This is a genomic window from Bacillus sp. SIMBA_074 (assembly GCF_046534555.1).
GTDB classification, from domain to species: Bacteria; Bacillota; Bacilli; order Bacillales; family Bacillaceae_G; genus Bacillus_A; species Bacillus_A mycoides.
The window spans coordinates 1-534 of the sequence record NZ_JAWRYM010000095.1 but is presented as its reverse complement, the minus strand read 5'-3'; the positions used below and the strand labels follow the sequence as shown (position 1 = coordinate 534).

The window sequence follows — 534 nt, the reverse complement described above, 5'->3', positions numbered from 1 at the left end:
GTTCGTCCAGCAGACGTTTCAGCAGAGACGGGATGAAACCCGGGAAGTCTTTGCAGAATTTGTGACCAACTTCCGGCGCAACGTCGTAGTTACGGCAACCTTCACGGTTCAGGGTGTCCGGAGAAACGTTGTGGGTGATGATGATAGACGGGTACAGCGAACGGAAGTCCAGAGAAACGATGTTTTCCCACAGACCTTTTTCCGGTTCTTTAACGAAACCACCCGCGTAAGATTCACGCAGACGACGTTCGTATTCACGTTCGTCCGGTTTGTTCGGCGCCAGTTCGTTACGTTCGTACGCTTTACGCAGCAGGAACCATTCAACCAGGTTACCGGTAGAAGAACGAGAAACGTCCCACAGCGGCTGACCAACCAGACGAGACAGCTGCGCTTCCATCGGGAAGAATTCTTTACCCAGTTCGTAGGTCGCTTTCGCGTCTTCCATAGAGTATTTCGCAACACGTTCCAGACCTTCACCGGTTTCCCACGCTTTCGCGATTTCGTCCGCGTAAACTTTTTCTTTCGGTTTACCGA

Annotated in this window: 1 protein-coding gene; it reads right to left on the bottom strand. The window is 51.9% G+C overall.

What is annotated here, in order from left to right; all coding sequences use genetic code 11:
* Nucleotides 1-534 (bottom strand): DNA polymerase domain-containing protein (locus SB773_RS29970; RefSeq protein ID WP_410593826.1); only part of this gene is annotated, 534 nt, incomplete at both ends.